This window comes from Bifidobacterium thermacidophilum subsp. thermacidophilum DSM 15837, from assembly GCF_000426425.1.
GTDB classification, from domain to species: domain Bacteria; phylum Actinomycetota; class Actinomycetes; order Actinomycetales; family Bifidobacteriaceae; genus Bifidobacterium; species Bifidobacterium thermacidophilum.
Genome location: NZ_AUFI01000008.1, coordinates 163,478 through 186,048, shown reverse-complemented (window position 1 = coordinate 186,048; position 22,571 = coordinate 163,478). Strand labels below are relative to the sequence as shown.

At 62.3% G+C, this 22,571-nt stretch carries 17 protein-coding genes; 10 read left to right on the top strand and 7 right to left on the bottom strand.

From position 1 onward, the window contains the following. Nucleotides 1-307: 307 nt before the first annotated feature. Nucleotides 308-1,732, top strand: coding sequence for a Na+/H+ antiporter NhaA (locus K315_RS0104920; RefSeq protein WP_029576449.1), 1,425 nt, complete (start codon nt 308-310; stop codon nt 1,730-1,732). A gap of 230 nt (nt 1,733-1,962) precedes the next feature. After that, the gene (locus tag K315_RS0104915) at nt 1,963-2,691 is read left to right on the top strand and encodes an LOG family protein (protein ID WP_238556446.1); all 729 of its coding nucleotides are present in this window, start codon (nt 1,963-1,965) and stop codon (nt 2,689-2,691) included. Nucleotides 2,692-2,937: 246 nt separating this feature from the next. Here K315_RS0104915 and K315_RS0104910 read toward each other — a convergent pair whose 3' ends face one another. The 3 genes from K315_RS0104910 to K315_RS0104900 all read right to left on the bottom strand — a co-directional run bounded on the left by K315_RS0104910 (nt 2,938) and on the right by K315_RS0104900 (nt 6,624). Then, on the bottom strand, nt 2,938-3,609 hold the full coding sequence (locus tag K315_RS0104910) for an O-methyltransferase (protein ID WP_029576447.1): 672 nt from the start codon (nt 3,607-3,609) through the stop codon (nt 2,938-2,940). 103 nt (nt 3,610-3,712) lie between these two features. Then, nucleotides 3,713-4,669, bottom strand: coding sequence for a succinate dehydrogenase/fumarate reductase iron-sulfur subunit (locus K315_RS0104905; RefSeq protein ID WP_029576446.1), 957 nt, complete (start codon nt 4,667-4,669; stop codon nt 3,713-3,715). Nucleotides 4,670-4,722: 53 nt separating this feature from the next. Then, the gene (locus K315_RS0104900) at nt 4,723-6,624 is read right to left on the bottom strand and encodes an FAD-binding protein (RefSeq protein WP_029576445.1); all 1,902 of its coding nucleotides are present in this window, start codon (nt 6,622-6,624) and stop codon (nt 4,723-4,725) included. Nucleotides 6,625-6,712: 88 nt separating this feature from the next. Here K315_RS0104900 and K315_RS0104895 point away from each other — a divergent pair, with 88 nt between their 5' ends. Next, complete coding sequence (locus K315_RS0104895) at nt 6,713-7,054, top strand: MGMT family protein (protein ID WP_029576444.1); 342 nt, start codon at nt 6,713-6,715, stop codon at nt 7,052-7,054. Here the strand turns inward: K315_RS0104895 and K315_RS0104890 are convergent. The 4 genes from K315_RS0104890 to K315_RS0104875 all read right to left on the bottom strand — a co-directional run bounded on the left by K315_RS0104890 (nt 7,029) and on the right by K315_RS0104875 (nt 11,832). Then, a complete protein-coding gene (locus K315_RS0104890) occupies nt 7,029-8,603 on the bottom strand; it encodes a DNA-processing protein DprA (protein ID WP_029576443.1) in 1,575 nt (524 codons plus the stop codon). The genes K315_RS0104895 and K315_RS0104890 overlap by 26 nt on opposite strands. A gap of 248 nt (nt 8,604-8,851) precedes the next feature. Next, nucleotides 8,852-10,381 (bottom strand): YifB family Mg chelatase-like AAA ATPase, encoded by a 1,530-nt coding sequence (locus tag K315_RS0104885; RefSeq protein ID WP_029576442.1) that lies wholly within the window; start codon nt 10,379-10,381, stop codon nt 8,852-8,854. Between the two features lie 2 nt (nt 10,382-10,383). After that, the gene (locus K315_RS0104880; protein ID WP_033520449.1) at nt 10,384-10,848 is read right to left on the bottom strand and encodes a YraN family protein; all 465 of its coding nucleotides are present in this window, start codon (nt 10,846-10,848) and stop codon (nt 10,384-10,386) included. Nucleotides 10,849-10,956: 108 nt separating this feature from the next. Further along, nucleotides 10,957-11,832, bottom strand: coding sequence for a bifunctional hydroxymethylpyrimidine kinase/phosphomethylpyrimidine kinase (locus tag K315_RS0104875; protein WP_029576440.1), 876 nt, complete (start codon nt 11,830-11,832; stop codon nt 10,957-10,959). 382 nt (nt 11,833-12,214) lie between these two features. Here K315_RS0104875 and K315_RS0104870 point away from each other — a divergent pair, with 382 nt between their 5' ends. The 7 genes from K315_RS0104870 (at nt 12,215) to K315_RS0104840 (ending at nt 22,469) form a co-directional block, all read left to right on the top strand. Next, nucleotides 12,215-13,531, top strand: a complete 1,317-nt coding sequence (locus K315_RS0104870; RefSeq protein WP_029576439.1) for an O-acetylhomoserine aminocarboxypropyltransferase/cysteine synthase family protein — start codon at nt 12,215-12,217, stop codon at nt 13,529-13,531. Between the two features lie 354 nt (nt 13,532-13,885). Further along, on the top strand, nt 13,886-15,541 hold the full coding sequence (locus K315_RS0104865; RefSeq protein WP_029576438.1) for a peptide ABC transporter substrate-binding protein: 1,656 nt from the start codon (nt 13,886-13,888) through the stop codon (nt 15,539-15,541). Between the two features lie 119 nt (nt 15,542-15,660). Next, nucleotides 15,661-16,344: an ECF transporter S component gene (locus K315_RS0104860; protein WP_029576437.1), complete on the top strand. Its 684-nt coding sequence runs from the start codon at nt 15,661-15,663 to the stop codon at nt 16,342-16,344. Between the two features lie 65 nt (nt 16,345-16,409). Then, nucleotides 16,410-17,987, top strand: coding sequence for an ABC transporter ATP-binding protein (locus K315_RS0104855; RefSeq protein WP_033520446.1), 1,578 nt, complete (start codon nt 16,410-16,412; stop codon nt 17,985-17,987). After that, nucleotides 17,987-18,796 carry an energy-coupling factor transporter transmembrane component T family protein gene (locus tag K315_RS0104850; protein ID WP_029576435.1) on the top strand — a complete coding sequence of 270 codons (810 nt, stop codon included), beginning with the start codon at nt 17,987-17,989 and terminating at the stop codon, nt 18,794-18,796. Before K315_RS0104855 ends, K315_RS0104850 begins: the two co-directional genes overlap by 1 nt. A gap of 211 nt (nt 18,797-19,007) precedes the next feature. Next, the gene (locus K315_RS0104845; RefSeq protein ID WP_029576434.1) at nt 19,008-19,820 is read left to right on the top strand and encodes an ABC transporter ATP-binding protein; all 813 of its coding nucleotides are present in this window, start codon (nt 19,008-19,010) and stop codon (nt 19,818-19,820) included. A gap of 30 nt (nt 19,821-19,850) precedes the next feature. Next, the gene (locus K315_RS0104840) at nt 19,851-22,469 is read left to right on the top strand and encodes an ABC transporter permease (RefSeq protein WP_029576433.1); all 2,619 of its coding nucleotides are present in this window, start codon (nt 19,851-19,853) and stop codon (nt 22,467-22,469) included. Nucleotides 22,470-22,571 lie beyond the last annotated feature (102 nt).

Below are 22,571 nucleotides of genomic sequence, written 5' to 3'. Positions count from 1 at the left end.
GGCCGAAACGGCGGCGCGGGGCTGCGTTCTACAGACTGTGTATGTCCAGGTACGCGCAAATGGGGGAAACGCCACGGAAGACGCTGGGATTCGGAGGCATCTGTCAGATTGTGCATGTCCGGGCATGCGGCCCGCCCAGTCACATCATCGGCACCACGTTTTCCTATACGCCGATTCTCCTAATGCGCCTGCGTATCCGACACGGCATGGCGTGTCAGCTCCGGGCGGAACAGTTCATATACCGTTTTTTACAATGGATGCATATGTGTTCCGCATGTCACAGGCATCATGGTACGACGGGAGTGATATGACACAGCGCAACAGGGGAGTATGGACGGCTATCAGGCGCATTGCCGCCTCGGACCGGATATCCGGCTTGATTATGCTCGGATTCGCCCTGCTTGGCTTCCTGTTGGCGAATCTGCCGTGGACGATGCGCGGCTTCGAAACGGTGGCCGAATACACCATCGGCATTCCGGGAACTAATCTCATGCTGCCAATCAGCCACTGGGCGCAGGACGGCCTGCTGACCGTCTTCTTCCTCATGGTGGGGCTTGATTTGAAACAGGAGCTGACCACTGGTTCGCTCGCGAATCCCAAAGCCGCCGCCGTCCCGATGCTGTGCGCGGTGGGAGGCATGCTGGTTCCGCCCATCCTGTTCGTTGCGGTGATTGGCTTGTATTCGCAATTCGCCCCTCCGGCGCCCGGCAGCATGACCATCGCAACCGGCGCGGTCGTACCTTTCGGTACCGCCTCCCACGGTTGGGCGGTTCCGACCGCAACCGATATCGCGTTCTCCCTGACGGTTCTCGCCTTGTTCGCCAAGGCATTGCCCGGCTCGATCAGGGCGTTCCTGATGACACTTGCGACGGTTGACGATCTGCTCGCCATCATTCTGATCGCCGTGTTCTTCTCCTCGCTCAACGCCTGGTATTGGTTCGTCGGCATCGCCGTGTGCGCCGCCATCTGGTACGTGCTGGTCCGCCGCAAACGTGTGCCGTGGCTGGCGGTCGGTGCTGTCGGAATCCTCGCATGGGTCATGATGTTCGAAGCTGGCGTTCATCCCACGCTCGCGGGTGTACTAGTCGGCCTGCTGACCCCCTCGCGAGAGATGTACGGCGAGGCCACGCCGCGCGCCGAACGCTATCATGACAAACTGCAGCCGTTCTCCGCATTGCTCGCATTGCCGGTGTTCGCCCTGTTCGCCACAGGCGTGCATATCGGATCGCTGTCACTGCTGCTGTTTATTTCCCCGATTGTCGTCGGCATCGTGGTCGCCCTCGTGGTCGGCAAACCGCTTGGCATCATGCTTACCGCTTGGCTTTCGACGCGATTCGGCGGGCTGAGCATGCCGAAGGAGCTCAAAGTTCGCGACCTGTTCCCTGCGGCCTGCGCATGCGGCATCGGCTTCACTGTGTCGTTCCTGATTGCCACGCTCGCCTACACCGATGCCGAGCTGTCCGCAGAAGCGCGATTTGGCGTGCTGCTGGCTTCGCTGCTCGCCGCGGCGGTGTCAGGCGTGCTGCTCAGCCGGCAATCGAAGCGTTACGAGCGTCTTGCACAATCAAGCGCTGAGGCTGTTGGCGCCCATACGCCGGCAATTGCCGTGGAGGAGCCGGGTCTGCTGCCTGACGGCACGGAGATTGTCAGCAGCAGGGTGTTCCCTGAAGAGCGGATACGCGCGTACCGGCAGAGCCACCCGCGCGCGCAGGACACTGAGGAGCAGTCATGACAGACATGTGGAAGGAACCATCGCAGGCATCACCATTCCAGCAAATCGGGCATCAGCAAACCGGACATGAGCCGGATGATGGGATTGAATCCGGGGCAGAGACTGGACGCGACGAAGGTCACGGGCGCAACACTCAATCCAGCACTGGGCACAAGTCCGCACATGAGCTCGTACATGGGCAGCCTGTGCAAGAGCCAGCCCATGAGGCCGGAGACGAGCAGGTGACGTATATGTCCGGCCCTGTCATGCTTCGCGGCCGTATGATTCCCGAGGAGAGCACGACCGCGAATCTGTTGCGTGACAACCAGCCGACCGACTGGTTGCATATGGATCCGTGGCGTGTGTTGCGCATTCAAGCCGAGTTCGTCGACGGATTCGGAGCGCTCGCCGAACTCGGCCCGGCAATCAGCGTGTTCGGATCCGCCCGCACGCCGCAAGACAATCCCGCTTACCAGGTGGCACGCGCGATGGGCCGAGGCATCGCGAAGGCCGGGTATGCGGTGATTACTGGGGGAGGACCGGGCATCATGGAAGCCGCGAACCGCGGCGCCAGCGAAATGAACGGCAAATCGGTGGGGCTCGGCATCGAACTGCCACACGAGCAGGGGCTCAACGAATGGGTGAACCTCGGCATGAGCTTCCGCTACTTCTTCGTGCGTAAAACCATGTTCATGAAATACTCGTCCGGAGTCATCGTCTGCCCCGGCGGATTCGGCACCTTGGATGAGATGTTCGAACTGCTCACCCTCGTACAGACGCACAAGGTCAAATCCATCCCGATTGTCCTGTTCGATACGGCGTATTGGCGCGGATTATTCGATTGGGTCACGACCACGGTCGAGGCGCGACGGATGATTTCGCCGCTCGACCCGCATCTGGTGCGGTTCACCGATGACCCTGACGAGGCCGTGCATATCGCGCTCGGCGCCGAGCGGGCGGACGAGACGGTAAGCGAATAACGCCAAGGAAGAAGCCCGTAAGACCTTTCAACAGGGTAATCTGTACTCCTGCGAAAGTCGTAGGAGTACAGAGGCGCGGAGTGTCAAAGCGCGTCGGTCCGGTTGTCTGCTGTCGTTTTCTGAAACTGGCCGCCGACGACAGCAACCAGCAGCAACCAGCCAGTCCGATCAACTCTGCCTGTCGGCGTCCAGCGCGGGGTGTTCAGTGTGAATTACAGATCACGGCAGCTTCTAGGCGGTGCGTCTTCAGCGTTTGAGGGCAAGCAGCAGGCCTGTGCCGCTGGGGGTGAGCGTGCTGCTGAACCGTTCGTCCTCCTCGACATCAGCGAGAAGCTGTCGCATGGCGTCGGCTTTCCTCGTGTCAGGCGCGTCATCCATGCTCACGCCGTCAGCCGTCTGCCCGGCGAGCGCGAGGATATCCGTGAACGCGATAATCCCTCCCTTGTTCAACAGACGAGGAGCCTGCTCATAGGTCGCACGATAGTTGTCCACATCGCCGGCCACGACGATGAGATGGTAATCAGCGGCATTCAGCCGCGGCAGGAACACCTTGGCGGGGGCACTGACCGCCCGCAAGGATGCCTGCGTACTGTCAGCCAGTTCGCGCAGCAGGCTGCGAATCATGGCGATGCCCTGCGCCGACGAGTCAACGGCGGTCAGCTGGCCGTGCCCGTCCAATCCGTCAAGCAGCTGGTAGGTTTCCACCACCGCGCCGGTGCCGACCACAATCACGGATGTTGCGCCCACCATATGCTCGAGCGCTCGCAGCAGCTCCGCTTGCGCCGCCGACCCTTGGGGAATGCCAGCTTCGGTCGCATCGGCCCTGGCTCTCGCGAGACCGGGGGATTGACGCTCAAGAGCATGGTCTTCAACGTTGGTCCAGATAGCGGTGAGTGGTGACTGTGGTGTGTGTTCCATGACATTCGTCCCCATGAGATGGATGGTGCCGGTGACGGCATGGGGGTGTGCCGTCGCCGGATGCGGATTGCGGAATGTGCCGTGCCCCGGCGTTCCCGGACGCTCAGTGTTCCTTGACTTTGGCGATGAGCTGCCAGATTTCCTCGCCGACATCAATACCGCGCGGGCAATGACGTGAGCAGGCGCGTACCGACTGGCATGCCGCGATGCCATCCGCGGTGTCGATTGCGTCCATACGCGCGTCGGCCGCGGTATCGCGCGAATCATTGATGAACCGTGAAGCCGTAATCAGGGCGGCTGGTCCGATGAACGCTTCGCCGCCGGCGAACACCGGACAGCTGCCTTCGCATACGCCGCACGCGATGCAGTTGCTCAGCGTTTCATACGCGGCGAGTTGTTCCGGCCGTTGCAGGTATTCGAACACGTCGATTTTGCCGTCCCTCGTGGTGGCGAGCTTGCCGTCCGCCTGCAGATACGGTTTCAGGCGCTTGATTTGCTCGAGCATCGGGTCGATGTCGGCGATCAAGTCACGCTGCACAGGGAATCCCGGCAGTGCCGACAATTCAATGACAAGAGGGGAGCCGTCATAGGCTCCTGAGACACCTGAAGTACCTGAGACGTCCGCGGCGTTGTCGGCGGGGTCGGCATCCGTTCCCGTCGTCTTGCGGAAACCCTCGGCGTCGGTGGTGTTCTGCGAGGTTTGGGCAACCGCCCAATCCTTGACTTTCGCCGTGCACAGCAGCGTCGGGGTGCCGTTGATGGCGACGGCGTCCGAACCGCACATGCCGTGTCCGCAGGAATAGCGGAACGCGAGGCTTGGATCCTGCGTGCGTTTGATATCAAGCAGGCAATCCAGGATTGTGGTGTCCGGCAGTACCGAGAGCAGATAGTCCTGGGTCCACTGTTTGCCGCGAGGACGCCTGCGTGCCGTCCCCGAGCCGAAGGGAGATCCCTGTTTCGCGAACGGGCTGCCGGAGCGAGGGCGATCGCGTTCGGGGCGCGGGGTGAACCGATGCACCCGCAGCGTCACCTGGACACGGGTCCCGTCATTGCCATTCATTGCCAGCCTCCTGTTGTCAAAACCGAATATAGTGTGCCACGAGCGGTGCCCGATTAGTATTCGCGTGCCTGTGGAGGCATGTCGAGAATATGCACGGGCTGCCAAGTGACCGTACCTGTGTTGGCGACCATCGAGTGGGCGAGGTACTGCTTGTCATCGCGGTCCGGGTAGTCGGTGCGTTTGAGTGATCCGCGGGATTCATGCCGCGCGTCCGTGGCACGCAGCATCGCCTTGGCGAGTTCCAGCAGATGACGGACTTCCCAGATGGCGGTGACCTCCCGATTGAACGCCGTTGAGTCGCTGTGCGTATGCAGTGCGCGCGCCCGCTCGGCGAAATCCTCGTCCACCAGTTGTAAGGCCTCGGCGATGCTGTCATGATCGCAACGGACTGCAAGTGCGCGTTCCATGGCGGAGCCGAGGTCTGCCAGTAGCTGGTAGGCGTTGTCGTCTTGCAGGATTTGCGGCTGCAATGACGCTTCGCTTCCTGTGTTTTCACCGGCTTGTCCGGTCGGTTTGAGCAGGCCGGCGAGCTCCGTTCGGCGCGTTTGCGCGGTGGTTTCGACGGCGTCTTGGGACGGGTCCTCTGCCGACACGGCATTATCATCCGGAATCGCAACGGCGTGAGAATCGGCGATTCGCGCTGCCACGGCGGCACCCGCGCGCTGTCCGAACAGGCAGGCGTCCAGCAGGGAGTTGCCGCCGAGACGGTTCGCGCCGTGGACGCTCACGCAGGAGCATTCACCCGCGGCATACAGGCCCGCGACCTTATGCCGAGCGCCGTCCGCCCAAGTGTAGACTTCGCCGTTAGTGGTGATGGGGATACCGCCCATCGTGTAGTGGGCGGTCGGCTTGACCGGCACATAGTCCTTGGTCGGATCGATGCCCGCGTAATCCTCAATGGTTTCCACGACTTGGGGGAGCACGGCGTGCATATGCTCCGGGTCGATGCCGGTCATATCAAGCCAGACGCAATCGCGCGGGCCCTGCGGGTCCTTCGAATCGGCGACGCCGCGGCCGGCGTCGATTTCCGCCATAATGGAGCGACTCACCACGTCACGCGCCGCGAGGTCGGCGTGTCCAGGCGCATAGCGCTGCATGAACGCTCCGCCGTCGCTGTTGCGCAGCACGCCGCCTTCCGCGCGCGCCGCTTCGGAGATGAGGATGCCAGTATGGGCGAGCCCGGTGGGGTGGAACTGCACGAATTCGCTGTCTTCAAGCTGCAGACCGGCTTCAAGGGTGAGCGCCATGCCGTCGCCGGTCAGATCCCACGAGTTCGACGTGGTATGGAACAGGCGCCCGGCGCCGCCTGTGGCGAGCAGCACGTTGCGTGCATGCAGCGCGTGCACCTTGCCGGTGTGCGTGTCGTAGGCGACGACGCCCTCCACACGCTCGTGGCGCTCGTCGAGTACGAGATCGGTGACATACCATTCCTCGGCGAATTCGACACCTTGCGCTATGCACTGCTGCCACAGGGTATGCAGAATCTGATGGCCGATGCGGTCCGCCGCATAGGCTGCGCGCGGCACCGGCTGTTGACCGAAGTGTGCGGTATGGCCGCCGAACTTGCGTTGCGCGATATGCCCGTCGGCGGTGCGCGAGAACGCAACCCCCGAACGTTCAAGATTGATGACGGTGACGGGCGCCTCCTGTGCGAGCAGCTTCGCCGCATCCTGGTCGACCAGCCAATCGCCGCCTTTGACTGTGTCGTAATAATGCCAATGCCAATCATCCTCGGACACGTTGCCGAGGCTCGCTGCGATGCCGCCTTCCGCGGAACCGGTGTGCGAACGTAAGGGCTGGAGCTTGGAGACCACCAGGATCTTCGGCGCGCGCCCCTCCTGCGTCATCCGCGCGATGCGTTCCGAACGCAGCAATCCGAGCGCCGCGGACAATCCGGCGGCACCCGCTCCAACAATCAGGGCATCGTACATCTGTTCCACATGTTTCGGACTCATACCTTCGATTCTCGCACAAGGCAGGACGAAGCGCCCAGCTCTCGGCGCAACGGGGCGAGTCGGCGGGTATCGGCCGGATAATGGTGGTATGGGCCAATCGTTTAATACTCAGGTGTATGACATCGTCAGACGGATTCCCGCGGGTTGCGTCGCCACATACGGGCAGATCGCCGCGCTCGCCGGCAGACCACGCAATGCGCGCATGGTCGGCTATGCGTTGCACTCCAATCCCGAACCCGGAGTGATTCCCTGTCATCGGGTCGTGTTCAGGGATGGCTCGCTCGCTCCCGGATTCGCATTCGGCGGACCAGACCGGCAGCGCGCGCTCCTTGAAAGCGAAGGCGTGGCGTTCACCGAAGCCAGTCAACAAGGCAATGCCGGCGCGGACGGCCCGCGAGTCGATCTCAGCCGCTGCCAGTGGCAAGCCTGAATCCCTCCGGCCCGCAGGTGACGACGCCGTCCAGTTCCATCAGCCCCAGTTCGGCGAGGACATCCTGGGATTGAGGCGGGCTCGCCGACGAATCATCTTGGGCTATCGCTGCAACGAGGCGTTCTGGCGGCATCGGGCGACGCAGTGCGCGCATGATGGCGATCAGACGCTCACGCAGACCATGACCCTCGGGTGACGGCGCGCCGGCAGTCTCAATGTCTGGCGGTTCGGCGAGGTGTGTCTCTGCGGATTCCGCTGCCTGCGCGGTGTCTGCGAGGTCTGCGACACCGCTCGTGGCAGGCCGGTGGGCGGCATGGCAGATGTCGGACACCGTCTCGCAGCTGCACAGCAGCATCGCTTTGCCGTCCGCGATTAGCCGGTTGCATCCGCCGTTGCTTGGCGTGGTGATATCCCCAGGGGCGGCGTAGATGTCACGGTTCAGTTCCGTCGCCCATGTGGCGGTGTTGAGCGCGCCTGATCGCCGGCGAGCCTGCGCCACGACTACGGTCGACGCGAGCGCGGCGATAATGCGGTTGCGCAGCAAGAACCGGTGGGGTTGCGGCACGGTGCCGGGGAATGATTCGCTGATGAGGACACCCTTATTTGCTACGATCGCGTCGAACAGCAGCTGGTTGCTGCGCGGGCCGATATGGGTTAGCCCGCCGGCGAATACGGCGATGGTCGGCCCGGCCGAATCCCCATACTGTTCCCTTGCCCGGATCGCTCCCCAATGGGCGGCGGCGTCGGCGCCCATCGCCCCACCGGAGACCACGGTATGCCCGTCGCCGGCAGCATGACGTCCGAGGCTGTATGCGACGGTGCGCCCGTATTCGTTGACACCGCGTGAACCGACGATGGCCAGCGGCCTGTCACAGGCCTTGAGCGCAGGAGCATGTCCCAGACCCCACAGGCACAGCGGCGCCGCCCAATCCTTGCGGACACACAAATCGCCGACTTGCTCGGGCCACAGCGTGTTGTCCGGGCCAATCAGCCAGTACCGCCCATCCGCCGTCGCATGCGACCATATCGCTTCGGCCAGTGTTTGGGGCATCGGGCAACAGTCACCTTCCCCGTTATCATGCCGGTCATACCAAGGCATCTCCTTGACCCCGAAATCGTGGTGTATGACTGCCAAACTGGTGAGCAGGTCGTGCAGACGGGTCTGCCACCCCTCCAAGGACTTGCGGAAAGTGGTCAACGCGCGGGAATCCGCCCGCAGCCCCCACCGCGCCGCACCGGTGACGAACCATTCTTCCAGTCGGTTGGCTGCCATCGGTCGCTGCCATTGCATGCGTTCCGGCATCCATGAGGCGCTCGAATACATCGCCGACAGCACACTCCACGCGTCGGGCGCGCCTTTGAGCGTTGCGAACATCAAGGCGTCAGCGCTGTCGGTGCAATAGGTGAGAGCCGCCCGCGCAAGTGTGTCGTCGCTCGGCCGGGCCGAACCATGGTCGTGTTCCCCGGTCGGGGATGATGGCGGCGCGGCCGGCGCGGTCGATGTGGCCGATGCGGCCGGCGTGCTGGAGGAGGGATGTACTGATGACATGGATGCCTCTCTTTCAGAGCAATCGGTGTAATCCGCTTGGAATGCAGCGCGTCGGGATGAACGGATGCTGTCTGATGTGCTGAATGGACGGTATCGGGCGGGCTGCGCCGCCGAGTGAGCGCAATCAGGTGGGCGGCAAAACGGGTGACGGAACCAAGCTGGCAGAACCAAGCTGGCAGAACCAAGCTGGCAGAACCACGCGGACGGAACCAGAAGGCAGATCAGACGGGTTGCGCCGCTGAAAGCCGTTACCGCATGCGGGTCCTGAGCGCGATACCTTGCGCCATATCCTGCCTGTCTGGCGACGTCCCGCCGCGCATATCCGCAAGCGTCCACGCCAGACGCATCGCCCGGTCGGCACCGCGAAGGCTCAACCGCCCGGAATCCAAGGCGCGGTTGACCAGTTCGACGGCTTGCCGTGACGTATGCTCCCGCAGCCATACGCCGTCCGCCTGCGCATTGCATGTCCAGCCGTACCCCTGGAACCGTTCCGCGGCGCAATCGCGGGCTTTGCTGACCTCAGCGCGCATGGTCGCACTGTCCTTGCCGTTCGCGCCCTGATCGCCGAGCGTGATCTCATTGATGGGCGGGACTTCCACTTGGATGTCGATGCGATCGAGAATCGGGCCGGACAGCCTTGAAAAATAGCGGATCCGGTCGCGTTCCCTGCACGTGCAGCGCTCGCCGTCGCCATAGGCGTACCCGCACGGGCACGGATTGGCGGCCATGACCAACTGGAACCGGGCAGGATACCAAGCGGTGCCTTTGGCCCGGGACAAGGCAATACACCCGGATTCCAACGGTTCACGAAGCGTCTGCAACGCCCGTGTGGAGAATTCCGGGGCTTCGTCCATGAACAGGACGCCGCGATGCGCGCGGGTGATTGCCCCGGGGACGGCGACACCTGATCCGCCGCCGACCAAGGCGGCCGAGGATGCGGTATGGTGTGGCGCCTCATATGGCGGAACATCGGTGATGCCGAATCGTGGAAGCGTCCCACACAGCGAACGCACCGACGCGACTTCAAGCTGCTCGTCGTCACTGAGCGGCCGCATGATGCCGGGCAATCGTGAGGCGAGCATTGTCTTGCCCGCCCCGGGAGGGCCGACCAGCAGTGCGTGATGGCCGCCTGCCGCGGCGACTTGCAACGCCCATTTCGTGTGATCCTGCCCGATGACTTCGCTCATATCGCCTGTCGCGGGCGCGTCCATGTGTTCCCCATCAGGCAGATCGTCACCATGCGAAGGCGACAGCGTGTACTTCGCATGGCCGCCCAACAACTCGATGAGCTCGCCGACATGCCGCACGCCGGTCACTGCGATGTCGGGGACGAGTTCGGCCTCCTCGATATTCGCCGCCGGGACGATGACACGTGACATGCCTTGTGATTTCGCGTGCACAACGGCTGGAAGCACTCCGGGGACCGGCAGTACGCTGCCGTCGAGATTGAGTTCGCCGAGCACCACAGTCCGTTCCAGCACTTCACTGCTGATTTTTCCGGCCGCGCCGAGCACGCTCGCCGCAATCGCCAGATCGTGCGCGGAACCGCGTTTGGGCATCGAAGCGGGAGAGAGGTTCACCGTCACCCGGGTCTGCGGCCATGAGAATCCCGCAGCCTGGCATGCCGACCGGACCCGCTCCCGCGCCTCGCTCAAGGAGGTGTCGGGAAGCCCGATGATTGAGAAATACGGCAATCCTTGTGATACGAACGCCTGCATATGTACGGTGAACGCGCGCAAGCCGAGGAACCCGATGGAGGAAGCGCTGCCGATCCTCACCATCAGAACGCCCCCGGGATATGCCGCAAATCCACATCCGAGCCGCGAACCTGGATGCTGACCACATCGAACCGAATGCCTCGGTAATACGGCGTGTTCTCCCGCCGTTGGGAAAGCCACAGCCGTCCCGCCTTGCGCAGCGCCGCCTGTTTGGCTGCGTGCACGGCTTCCTCAGGGGCGCCGAACCGGGTCGTACGCCGGGTTTTGACCTCGACGAACACCAGGGTGAGGTCGTCGGCCAGCATAATCAGGTCGATTTCCCCATAACGGGTCCGCCAGTTGGAGGCGATGAGATGCCAGTCGCGTCCGATCAGCGAGTATGCGGCGTACTGCTCCCCGGCGGTACCCAGCGTTTTCGCTGAAGTGCAGGGGTCGAGCATGACCGCCCGGCAGTGGGTGAGCATGCTCGAAGCCTGCTCATGGGCGTGCGGAAAACTACATGGCTGTGGTGTTTGATAGTCTTTCATGGGCCTATTGCACCATGCCGTGACCGTCCGGCGCCAGCGCGACGGGACAATGTGGTCAAAAGTTGAACGGAATCGGTTAAGCCCCTGTAATCAGCCGTAAATCACTTGTCAGTCACGAACCAGTCCGGTCAAATCACTCAAATCAAGTTCAAAACTCACACCGCGTTCCTCATGATGCGGCTGATCGGCCGTATGAATCATCGCATGGCGGACGAATTCGCCGGCGATTTTCGCGGATTGCGCCAGACCGCGCCCCGCCATGATCGCCCCACACATGGCGGAGGCGTAAGCGTCCCCGGTGCCATGCGTCATATACGGCAGCTTGTCGTGAATCAACTCACGCTTGCCCGCGATGCCGGTGGAAGCGCTCACCACATAGTTGCGCAGCGTGCCGTCCCCGCGATCGATGCCCTTGAGCACGATGTTCTTGGCTCCCAAAGCAAGCAGTGCCTCCAGCAAGTCGTCGACCTGACGATCGTCGAGATTCTGCCCCGGATAGTCCCGGCCGGTCAGGATGCTCGCCTCGGTCAGATTCGGCATGAGCACGTCGGCGCCATCGACCAGATCGCCCATGGCCTGGCACAGCTGGTCCGTGTACGTCGGATACATCTCGCCGCCGTCGCCCATCACCGGGTCCACAAGACGCAAGGCATGCGGGTATTCCCGATACAGCCGCTTGATGATCGCGACCTGATCTGCCGAGCCCAGAAAACCACTGTACACCCCGTCGAGATCGACGTTTTCCTGCCGCCACGCGTCCAAGTAGTCGTTCAGGATATCGGTCGTGTCGTGCATGGTGAACACACGGTACCTGGTATGCGCTGAGAACAAGGCGGTCGGTATCGGGCACACGTCGCACCCAGCGGCCGAAAGAATCGGGATCGCCGTCGTCAACGAGCATTTTCCGTATCCGCACATGTCATGTACCGCGGCCACACGCGGAATGTACTTCGGATCTCGCTGGTAGAGCGTCACATCCTGGATTGTTGCATCTTCGTTTACGTTTTGGGTCATGGGAAGCCTTTCTTCTCGTCGGCATTGTGGCGGCGTCGCCAACGACTGTAGTCTGCGGCCTTGTCCTGCCTGCGTTCAAGCCCCCACCTGTCCGCACATCGGTGTCGTACGCATGTCGCATGTCCGGCGTGTCGCGTGCTTGCGGACAAGTTTTTTCGTGTTTCCCGATGCCGTCAATCCCATGGATCGCAAGGCACATTAAACGGTTATAGGCAAGTGCGATAACGGCAAGGTTGCAAGGCTTGCGAGGCTGACCTAATGTCCCAATCAACACCTCACCAACCGGTTGCAAGGCCGGGGATGTGAGAGCAAGACGGACAACAACCACACCACCGAACCAAGGAGCACCACCATGGCTGAAAAGAACAACCACTACCGTTTCGAGACCCTCCAGCTGCACGTCGGCCAGGAAGAGGCGGATCCCGCCACCGATTCCCGCGCGGTCCCGATCTACGCCACCACGAGCTACGTCTTCCATAACTTCGATCACGCTGAGGCCCGCTTCGGCCTTCAGGACCCGGGCAACATCTACGGCCGCCTGACCAACACCACCGAGGGTGTGTTCGAGGACCGCATCGCAGCGCTCGAAGGCGGCACCGCCGGCCTCGCCGTCGCATCCGGCGCAGCAGCCGTCGAATACGCGGTGCGCAACATCACGCAGACCGGCGACCATATCGTGGCTTCCAAGCACATCTACGGTGGCACCTTCAACCTGCTTCGCCATACGCTTCCGCGTGACGGCGTGAACACCACCTTCGTCGAGCCGAGCGATCCGAAGAACTTCGAGGACGCTATCCAGGACAACACGAAGCTCGTCTACATCGAGACCTTCGGCAACCCGAACGCTGACCTGGCCGACATCGAAGCCATCGCCGACATCGCCCACAAGCACAACCTGCCGCTCGTCGTTGACAACACCTTTGCCACCCCGTACCTGTTCCGCCCGCTGGAGCACGGCGCCGACATCGTGGTGGAATCTGCCACGAAGTTCATCGGCGGTCATGGCACCACCCTGGGCGGTGTGATCGTCGAAGGCGGCAAGTTCGACTGGGCAGCTGTTCCCGGCAAGTTCCCGACCCTGACCGAACCGGATCCCTCCTACCACAACCTCAACTTCTATGAGGCCCTCGGCCCGGTGGCCTTCGTGACCCGTGCCCGCGCCATCCTGCTGCGCGATACCGGCGCCACGCTGTCCCCGTTCGCCGCGTTCCTGCTCCTGCAGGGCACCGAGACGCTCTCCCTGCGCGTCGAGCGCCACGTGCAGAACGCTTTGAAGGTGGTCGAATACCTGCAGACCGTGCCGGAAGTCGAGTCCGTGAGCCACCCGGCCGTGCCGGGACGCCCCGACCATGATCTGTACGCGAAGTACTTCCCGAACGGCGGCGGCTCCATCTTCACCTTCGATATCAAGGGTGGCAAGGACGCGGCACGCGTGTTCATCAACAACCTGCACCTGTTCTCGCTGCTCGCGAACGTCGGCGACGCCAAGTCCCTCGTCGTGCACCCGGCCTCCACCACGCACTCCCAGGAGTCCCCGGAGGAGCTTGAGGACCAGGGCATCTACCAGGGCACGATCCGCCTGTCCATCGGCCTCGAGAACATCGACGACATCATCGAAGACCTCGAGGGCGGTTTCAAGGCGCTGCGCGAGTCCGGTCTGGCCAAGTGACGCAAAGTAAGCACATTCAAGTGCGAGCATAGCCTTGTGTGATTGGTTGCGCGGGTGCAGCGAGTGATGACCGTCGCACCCGCGTTTTTCGCAATGCTGCTGTTGTGGTGGTGTCGTCAAGGCATGATCGGCGCGACCTGATTGTCGGGCTTTTGTGACGTCGTGCGTGCACTCGTGATCGGGGCGGTCCGCGGATTGCGTTCTGAGCACAATGTCCTCGACACTATGGAATGTTGATATTGGACTTCGCATGCCGACGCTTGCGCGCCATGCACGTCCTTGACCGTGCCTGCGTGACCTGTTCGTCCTGCAACCGCACGGTAGACCACATGAACGAGAGAGAAAGAGCCGACCATGAAGAACAGCAGTCGTACCTTCCTGCAACGGGCCGCCATCGCGGTCCTCGCCGCATCCGCGATGATGCTGTCGGGGTGTTCTTCGGGGCCATCCGCGGGCGCATCCGCCTCAGCGTCATCGAGCGCCGGGAATATCGTCACCGTCAACAATGTGGAGCCTGCCGCAGGACTGATTCCGAGCAACACTGACGACCTTGCTGGCTGGAAGGTGGTTACACAGCTGTACGAAGGTCTGGTCACCTTCGACGCTGCCGGCAAACTGGTCTACGCGGACGCCACATCCATCACCCCGAACGCCGACGCCTCGGAATACACCATCAAACTGCGTTCGGGACTCGTCTTCTCCGACGGCGAGAAGATTACCGCCTCCACCTACGCGAAATCATGGTCCTTCGCCACCAACGCTGCCAACGGGCAGCTAGGGGCCGCCATATTCTCCACGATCAAGGGCTACGACGCACTGCAAGACGAAAACGGCGACAAGAACGCCCAGCTGTCAGGCCTGAAGGTTGTCGACGACACTACGCTTGACGTCACGCTCGCCGCCCCTGACTCCTCATTCCCGTACAAGGTCGGCGATGTGGCGTTCCTGCCATTGCCTGCCAGCGCGTACAAGGACATCGACGCATTCGGTGAACACCCGGTCGGAAACGGGCCGTACAAGCTTGCATCCTGGTCGCATGACAAGGAAATCAAACTCGTGCCCAACCCCAGATACACCGGTCCGCGCAAGGCAAAGAACGGGGGAGTGACCTACGAACTGTACACAAGCCTCGACGCCGCATACTCCGACTTGCTGGCAGGCAACCTCGACGTGTTGGATTCCATTCCGTCAAGCGCGCTGAAAACCTACAGCAAAGAACAGCTGCAAACTGTCAGTAAGCCCGGCCCCGGCTTCAAATCCTTCACGATACCGCAGAATATGGCGCATTTCTCCGGCAAGGAGGGCAAGTTGCGCCGTGCCGCGATCGCCCATGCGGTCGACCGTGAGACGATTATCAAGAAAGTCCTGTACGGTACCGCCACCAAGGCGACTGACTTCACTGCGCCGACCATCGCAGGGTATAGCAAAATCCTCGCCGGGGCATCTGTACTCGACTATGATGCGGCACAAGCCAAGAAACTGTGGAAACAGGCGGATGCCATCAGCCCATGGGAAGGGACTTTCCGACTCGCCTACAGCACGGACAGCGGCAACAAGCCGTGGATCGACGCGATCTGCAATTCCATCACGAATGCGCTCGGCATCGACGCGCAACCGCTGATCTTCTCGACATCCAAGGAGCTGAGCACCGCGATCCATAACCGAACGGTCGGCGCCGCGTTCATCCAAGGCCTGCAATCCGATTATCCGCACCCCGAAGGGTATCTGGTACAGGCGTATGACTCCGCGTCGGCGGACGGCAAGGGCCTGAACAACGGCGACTACAAGAGCGCGGCGTTCGACGCGCTGATCGATCAGGCAGCCCGGCAGACTACGCTCGACGGGGCGATCGGCTACTATCACAAGGCCGAGGAACTGCTGTTTGAGGATCTCCCTGTGATTCCGCTGTGGTATACGAATGTGACGGCGGCCGCCGGCAAGCAAGTCGGTTCGCTGTCCTTCAATTACATGGGCTTGCCTGATTACTACAAGCTGACCGTGAAAGGCTGAGCCACAGGGTTCACGCGATATGGACGTGGGGGCCGATCGCGCCGCCGTCATCCGTAAGATATTGGCCTGACGCATCCACATACGGGTGCACAGGATCGATGTTCAAGAAGAGAGGAAATATGGCTGCACAAACCAAAGCCAAATTCCAAGCAAGCATGATTCCGCTGATTGCCATCATGACCGCACTGACCACGGTGCTGACCATGCTGGTGAAGCTGCCGACACCGACACGCGGATACCTCAACCTGTCTGATGCAATGATCTTCTTCTCCGCCTACGCGTTCGGCCCGTGGATCGGCGGCGTGATCGGCGGACTGGGGCCGGCACTGTCGGACCTGCTGTCCGGTTATCCGCAGTGGGCGGTGTTCACCTTCGTCATCGACGGGTTGCAAGCCGTGCTCGTCGGGCTGATCGAGCGTAAGTTCCGTCCGGCCAATATCATCGCCGGCTCCGTCATCGCCGGCGTGTGGAAAGTGTTCGGCTACCTCATCGCCGGAGGCATCCTGTCCGGCTGGGGTCCGGCCTTGGGCGAGGTCCTGGGCAACACCGGCCAGATGGTTGTCGGCCTGGTCATCGCCTATGCCCTGTTCGCCGCGGTCCGCAAGGCCTATCCGCCGCTGGTGCGCATGGGCAATCTGGGCGTGCAGCCCGCCGTTGCGATTCCTCAGGACTACACTGGGGCATCCGCTGACACCAGTACCGGCGCAAATGTCGGTGCCAACACCGTTGCCGATGCCGGTAGCGATGCCGCAGAGCGGACCGAAACGCCAGATTCCTACCGTCCATCGGGCAGTGTCAACTGACGCCCGCTGGACGGCGACTGACGGCACAGACGGCACTGACGGCACAGACGATCGAACGACCTGATATGAACGACGCCCCGATCATCACGGCGAACCACCTCAGCTGGTGGTATACCCCGCAAACGGACGAAGGTGAACCGGTCAAGGCATTGAACGAGCTGGATTTCTCAATCCTGCCCGGATCGTTCACAGGCATCATCGGCCCGACCGGGGCCGGCAAATCCACGCTGTGCATGGCGCTCGCCGGTATCATCCCGAATCCGGACGACGGCACCATGCGCGGTACGATGACCGTCGCCGGACGCAACACCGCCGAATGTAGCATCGCCGAACTGTCAAGCGATGTCGGATACGTCCAACAGGACCCGGAATCCCAACTGTTCTGTGCCAGTGTGGAAGACGAACTCGCCTTCCCAATGGAAAGCCACGGTGTCGATCCCGGCTGTATGGACGAGCACATCGACGGGTTGCTGCACCTGGTCGGCATGGACGGGTATCGCCGGCGTGTACCGACTAGCCTGTCAGGAGGGCAGATGCAGCGGGTGGCGATCGCCGCGGCTTTGGCCTGTCATCCGCGCATTCTTGTGCTCGACGAGCCGACGGCGGCGCTCGATCCGGAAGGCACCCGGGAAGTATTCCAAGCGCTTGACACGATTCGCGCAACCCGCGAGTTGACGATTGTCATGGCCCAGCAGGATACAGACGGGCTGGCCCGATACGCCGACCACATCATGCTGTTGGATTCTGGCAGCATCGCCGCGTTTGGCGATACCACGCTGTTTACAACATATCGGGACAAGCTGATCGAGCTGGGGGTCGCCCTGCCGGGGCGAGAACCCGGCCCACCGGCGATTGTCACGGATGCTGCCGTACGGACAGGGGAGAGGAAGCCCGCGATCAGCTTCGAGCACGTCACCTACCGGTATCCCGGAGGAGGCAACGGTTCCGCCGCCCTCGACGACGTGAACCTTGCCATCGACCGCGGTGCGTTCGTTGGCCTGATTGGGCGCAACGGCTCAGGTAAAACCACCCTCGCCCGTCATCTCAACGGCATGTTGCAACCCAGCGCCGGTACTGTCACCGTTGACGGGCTGCATGTGGGCGGGCGCCGTGTCGGCGAGATGGCCTCCCATGTCGGGTATGCGTTCCAAAACCCCGATCATCAGATTTTCTGCTCCACCACGCGCGAGGAAATCGCCTTCGGCCCGTTGTGCCTGGGTGCGCCGCGCGAGGAAATCAGCCGCCGCGTCGACCGGCTGCTCAACCGCTTCGGTCTCGAGGATATCGCAGGACAATCGCCGGCGACTTTGGGCTACGGCCAACGCCGACTGGTCGCCTTCGCGTCCGTTCTGGCCATGGACACGCCGATTCTTGTGCTGGACGAGCCGACCGCTGGACTGGACCGCCGACTGTCCGGCATGATGCTCGACGCGGCGTCGCAACGTTGCCGGCAAGGCACAACCGTCGTGATGATCAGTCACGATATGCGTACGGTGCGCGAACGCTGCACCTATCTCATCGAACTCGAGGACGGGCATGTGCGCGCCGCCGGGCGGATCGAGCCGCAGAAAAACGGCCAACTGGAACATGTACAGCCGGAACTTGGGCTGCCGGAACCTTGCGAATACGGGGAGGGCCACTGATGGACGCCGACCTGTACGTTCCCGGCGACGGCTGGCTGCACCGCGTCGACCCGCGTGTCAAATTCCTCATCTCGCTCGTCCTGCTTGTCCTGTGCCTCATCTGGCGCAGCTGGCCGCTCATGCTCGCGGCGTTGATTCTTGAACATCTCATGCTCCTCACCGACCAAATTCCGTGGAAAAACATCGCATGGGTGTGGAAGATTCTCGCCGTCATCATCGTGCTGATTGTAGTGCTCTGGCCGATATTCGACCGTTCCGGCACGCATGTGCTCGTCGACTGGGGGTGGCTGCGGCTGACCCGGGAGAACCTGCTCATGGCCGCGGTGATGGGCCTGCGTATTCCCGCGCTCGGTTTCGCCTGTTTCCTCACCCTGTTCACCACCAGCCAGGCGAAACTCATCCGCGGGGCGGTCGCTTTGGGCATGCCGTACAGCGCTGGTCTGACGCTGGCGACCGCCTTGCGGTACATCCCGGTTTTCGCGCGGATTGTCACTCAGGTGCGTGACGCCCAGCGTGCGCGAGGCCTTGATCTGTCCGGGGAAGGCGCACGGATGCGAGGCATCCGCAACCCGTTTTCGCTGATGCTGGCACGGGCGCGCGCATGGGTTCCGGTCATCGTCGCCGTGTTGATCCGTGCCTACCGGATGAGCCGCAGCGTCGGCTGGGCTATGGAATCGCGCGGATTGGGACTGCCCGGTGTCAAGCGCTCCTACCGGGTGCGTCTGGCGATGCGTTCGGCTGATTGGGCGATTCTCGTAGCGACCATCGTATTCACCGTCCTCGTAATCGCCGCGATGGTCCTGCTCTAAGTCGCGCCGGCAGCCCTACAGCAACCCCAACCCCATGTTCCGGCGTGTCGCCGGCATACTCAGGGATTCCACTGATGCATCATTCTCGAGGATGATACCGCCTCAGACGCGTTTTCCATCTCGCGCATGATGGGTTTTCCACCTGCATTCCGATAGATTTGAGGATATACGTCCAGGAAAGGTTCCGGACGAACGAGTGGAGGGAAGATCCATGACAACCCCGAATCCCATAACCGTCGAAGCTGTCGACCTGGTGAAGATCTACGGTACCGGCGAGAACGCGGTCCACGCGCTGCGCCATGTCAATGTCGCATTCGAACGAGGGAAGTTCACCGCGATCATGGGCCCGTCCGGTTCCGGCAAGTCCACGCTCATGCACACCCTCGCCGGTCTCGATTCCGCCACCAGCGGCCATATCCTGCTTGACGGTGCCGATATCACGACGATGAACGACAAGCAGCTGACCCTGCTGCGCCGGCACAAGATTGGATTCATCTTCCAAAGCTTCAACCTGCTGCCGATGTTCACCGCCGAACAGAACATCTTGATGCCGCTGACCCTGGCCGGCCAGAAGCCCGACCGTAAGTGGTTCGACATGCTCGTGGACACGCTGGGTCTGCGCGAGCGGCTCGGCCATCGCCCGAACGAGCTGTCCGGCGGCCAGCAGCAGCGTGTCGCCATCGCACGCGCGCTCATCGGTAAGCCCTCCGTCGTCTTCGCCGACGAGCCGACAGGCAATCTCGATTCCGTCTCCAGCGCCGAAGTTCTGAGCTTCTTGAAGCGTTCGGTCAAGGAACTGGGGCAGACCATCATCATGGTCACGCATGATGCGGTCGCCGCCTCCTACGCCGACCGCGCCATCGTCTTCGCGGACGGTCAGATCGTCGCGGATGTCGAGCAACCGAGTGCCGACCAGATGAGCGAGCTGCTCATGCAGGAACGCCGCCGCGCCACCCTCAACCTGTCCGAAGGCGTGCCGCAGCCGCCTGTCGCCGCCACGCCGGATGCCGGCCTCAACCGCTGAATCAGACACGAGACAAGCAAGGACATTCCCATGTGGTCGATAACGATCAAAATGATGAAAAAGAACATGAAGATGCTGGTTCCTGCGGGAATCGCCATCCTGATTGGCACGGCGTTCATCGCCTGCACCTTCCTGTTCGGCAACACGCTCAACGACACCCTGCGCACCCAGCTGACCGCCCAGTATGCGCAGGCGAACTACATCATCCAAAGCACGTCCGCGATGAGCGGATCGGGTTCGATGCCCACCGTTGGCGACGTGAAAACCAAGCAGATTAACACCACTGACGGTGTGAAATCCACGTACATCCAGCAGATGCTGCCGGTCAACGCGTCAACGGGGGATAAGAGCGCCACGCTGCTCGCCATCAACGCGTCAAGCGACGACCGCCTGCTGCCGGTCAAGATGGCCAAAGGGCACCAGCCGACGGGAGACGGGCAGATCGCGCTTCCGTCCAAGCTCGCCGACCAACTGTCGGTGAACATCGGCGACAAGGTGACGCTCGCCGCGAACTACGGTTCCGGCATCAGCGGAAGCGACAGCGTCGAACTGACGGTCTGCGGTTTCACCGAAGACACGAACGGTGCGTACGGCTCCTATGGCGGCGCCGCGGTGATCGGCGACAATACCATGGCGAAACTCCAGGGCGCCGACAGTGAATCCGACCTGATGTTCACCGGCATGACCCTGGATATCGACGAATCGAAGGCCGATGCCGCGGTCCCCGCAATCAGAAAGCTGCTTCCGGAAGGCTACAGCATCGAAACCCGGCAGAAGGCGGGAGATGAGGCGCTCAAGTCGCTCAGCCAGTCCGGCACCAACGCCGTCACCGTGTTCCTCATGTGCTTTGGCATCCTCGCGATGTTCGTCGCCGCGCTCGTCATCGCTAACACCTTCCAGGTGCTGGTCGCCCAACGTCGCCGCACCTTGGCGCTGCTGCGCACCATCGGCGCGCAGAAAGGCCAGCTATATCGGTCCGTCATCGGAGAGGCGGCCATCCTTGGCTTGATTGCTTCGGCGCTGGGTATTGCATTCGGCTCCGCGATTATGGCGATTGTGGTGCACAGCCACGCGCTCGCGAGCCTCGGCATGACCGGCGGATTGGTATTCACCTGGCAGGTCTTCGTGATTCCGCTCGTCTTCGGCGTCGTCATGACCATGCTCGCCTCAATCGGGTCGGCGCGTTCGGCCACGCGCGTCACCCCGCTGGAAGCGCTGCGGCCTATCGAAGTCAGCGACAATAAGCGCGCCGGCATCGCCCGGGGTGTCATCGGCTTCCTGCTCATCGCCCTCGGCTTGGTGTTGACCGTCGGCGCGGTGATGATGCTTCGCTCGGCGCTGTCGTCCTCGGATTTGAGCGACAGGTATTCGACGATGCTGCTGGCCGCAATCGCAGGATGCGCCCTGATTTTCATCGGCCTGGTGGTCACCGCGGTCTTCTGGATGCCGCTGCTCATGCGCCTCGGCGGGGCCTTCGCCGCGCTGTTCGGACCGGCGGCTAAGATTGCACACGCCAATATCCAGAAGAACCCGAGGCGTGTCGCCTCCACCGGTGTCGCATTGCTGATTGGCGTGACGCTCGTTTCGTGCATCGGAACCGGTGCCGCCTGCGCCAAGCAGACGATGAACAACACCCTCGACACACACTACAGCGTGGATATGGTCGCCAAAGGCAGCAAGCTGAGCAAGTCCACCGCCGACAAGATCGCCAAGATCGACGGCGTGAAGACGACACTGTATGCGCCAATTGCCCGCGGTTCCGTCACCGTCGGCGGCGAGGAACGCAGCGCCACCCTGATCGGCGTTCCCGATACGGCGACGCTGTCCAAGGTGCTGCGCGCGGATTTGGGCGGGGTTAGCCTCGGCGAGGGCAAGGCACTGGCACCAACGTATTCTGCGTTCACTGGCAAGGTCCTGTCGTTCAAGAACGGGCAGGTGAGTTTCACCGCTTCGGACGATAGCGGCAGCGGCGAAGCGTCCAGCGCCAACACGCTGACCTTCTCCGTCATCCAGCGGGATTACCGCAATGTCGATACGGATGTGAGCGTCACCCTGTTCGTCAACGAGTCCTACTTCCAGAGCAAGCAAGTGCAGGCGGACGGACATATGCTGCTCGCCGCAGTCGATACGTCCAATGCCTCGGCTGTGGACATCATCACCAAAGCGCAGACGGCAATCGGCGAAAGCGCAGGGTCCTCCCTGTCAGGTCCAATCGCGGAACGCGTCCAATGGAACCAGATTGTCGATACGATGCTCGCATTGCTGATCGCCCTGCTCGCGGTCGCCGTGCTCATCGCCCTCATCGGCGTGGCCAACACGCTCAGCCTGTCGGTGATCGAACGCACCCGCGAATCCGCGACCTTACGTGCCATCGGCATGACCCGCGGCCAGTTGCGCTGGTCGCTGGCAGTCGAATCGCTGGTCATCTCGCTGGTCGCCGGTATTGCGGGAGAAATCCTCGGTATCGCCTTCGGCTGGGTCGGCTCATACATGGTGCTCAGCCTGTACAGCGACACCGCGTTCATCAGCGATTGGAAACTCAACCTGATTGTGCTTGTGGTCGCCGCGGTGGCCGCTCTGCTCGCCAGTGTCTTCCCGGCACGGCGTGCGGTCAAGACGCCGCCGGTCGAGGCGCTCGCTGAAGCGTAACCAGATACGGCATGCCGACTGGCATGCAAGACGGCATACCAATCGTGGCCCGTCACTGCGTCAGGCAGTGGCGGGCCACTTGTGATATCTACACCGGCATGG

Bases quoted from the DNA above. Each gene is read 5' to 3' on its own strand.
- K315_RS0104920 (WP_029576449.1), top strand. From the start codon at position 308: ATGACACAGCGCAACAGGGGAGTATGGACGGCTATCAGGCGCATTGCC.
- K315_RS0104915 (WP_238556446.1), top strand. From the start codon at position 1,963: ATGTCCGGCCCTGTCATGCTTCGCGGCCGTATGATTCCCGAGGAGAGC.
- K315_RS0104910 (WP_029576447.1), bottom strand. From the start codon at position 3,609: ATGGAACACACACCACAGTCACCACTCACCGCTATCTGGACCAACGTT.
- K315_RS0104905 (WP_029576446.1), bottom strand. From the start codon at position 4,669: ATGAATGGCAATGACGGGACCCGTGTCCAGGTGACGCTGCGGGTGCAT.
- K315_RS0104900 (WP_029576445.1), bottom strand. From the start codon at position 6,624: ATGAGTCCGAAACATGTGGAACAGATGTACGATGCCCTGATTGTTGGA.
- K315_RS0104895 (WP_029576444.1), top strand. From the start codon at position 6,713: ATGGGCCAATCGTTTAATACTCAGGTGTATGACATCGTCAGACGGATT.
- K315_RS0104890 (WP_029576443.1), bottom strand. From the start codon at position 8,603: ATGTCATCAGTACATCCCTCCTCCAGCACGCCGGCCGCATCGGCCACA.
- K315_RS0104880 (WP_033520449.1), bottom strand. From the start codon at position 10,848: ATGAAAGACTATCAAACACCACAGCCATGTAGTTTTCCGCACGCCCAT.
- K315_RS0104870 (WP_029576439.1), top strand. From the start codon at position 12,215: ATGGCTGAAAAGAACAACCACTACCGTTTCGAGACCCTCCAGCTGCAC.
- K315_RS0104865 (WP_029576438.1), top strand. From the start codon at position 13,886: ATGAAGAACAGCAGTCGTACCTTCCTGCAACGGGCCGCCATCGCGGTC.
- K315_RS0104860 (WP_029576437.1), top strand. From the start codon at position 15,661: ATGGCTGCACAAACCAAAGCCAAATTCCAAGCAAGCATGATTCCGCTG.
- K315_RS0104855 (WP_033520446.1), top strand. From the start codon at position 16,410: ATGAACGACGCCCCGATCATCACGGCGAACCACCTCAGCTGGTGGTAT.
- K315_RS0104850 (WP_029576435.1), top strand. From the start codon at position 17,987: ATGGACGCCGACCTGTACGTTCCCGGCGACGGCTGGCTGCACCGCGTC.
- K315_RS0104845 (WP_029576434.1), top strand. From the start codon at position 19,008: ATGACAACCCCGAATCCCATAACCGTCGAAGCTGTCGACCTGGTGAAG.
- K315_RS0104840 (WP_029576433.1), top strand. From the start codon at position 19,851: ATGTGGTCGATAACGATCAAAATGATGAAAAAGAACATGAAGATGCTG.